At 73.9% G+C, this 737-nt stretch carries 1 protein-coding gene; it reads left to right on the top strand.

All coding sequences use genetic code 11. The features are described 5' to 3' along the window. Positions 1-512: HoxN/HupN/NixA family nickel/cobalt transporter (locus ABD774_RS21540; protein ID WP_425554633.1), on the top strand; the 512-nt coding region annotated here is incomplete at its 5' end. Positions 513-737: the final 225 nt, after the last annotated feature.

Genomic DNA, 737 nt, shown 5'->3' on the forward strand with positions numbered 1-737 from the left:
TGCTCGGGCGGTTCACCCGTCGGGTGACGAAGCCGTGGCACATGTACCCGGTCGGGCTGCTCATGGGCCTCGGGTTCGACACCGCCACCCAGGTGGCGCTGCTCGTCCTCGCCGGCGGCACCGCCGCCCTGACGCTGCCCTGGTACGCCATCCTCGTGCTGCCGGTGCTCTTCGCCGCCGGGATGAGCCTGTTCGACGCCGCCGACGGCGTGCTCATGGCCCGCGCCTACCGCTGGGCCTTCCTCGCCCCGGTCCGCAAGGTCTACTACAACCTCACCGTCACGGTCCTGTCGGTCATCGCCGCCCTCGGCATCGGCGTCACCGTCCTGCTCCAGCTGCTCGCCGAGCACCTCGAGCCCACGGGCGGGTTCCTCGGGTGGGCGGCCGGTCTCGACATGGGCGGCGTCGGGTACGCCCTCGTCGGGCTCTTCGTCACCGCCTGGCTGGTCAGCCTCGCGATCTGGCGGCTGGGTCGCATCGAGGACCGCTGGACGGCGGCCACCGCCTCCTGACCCTGGGGCGCCCAGCGCCTTCGCGCCGCCGGCCCTCCGCCTGCCCCCACGGGGCCAGCGGAGGCCGGCGTCCGGCGCGCGGACCCGGTCTCCGTCAACGACGATGACGGGACGAGACCCAGCGGACCGGAAGGACCTTCTCGATGGCGACGTCGGACTCCGCCAGCGTCCCCGCCGGACGGCCGGCCGAGCGGGGAGCGGTCGACCTCGACCGTCGGACCGTCT

Source organism: Georgenia daeguensis, from assembly GCF_039537705.1.
In the GTDB taxonomy this organism is placed as follows: domain Bacteria; phylum Actinomycetota; class Actinomycetes; order Actinomycetales; family Actinomycetaceae; genus Georgenia; species Georgenia daeguensis.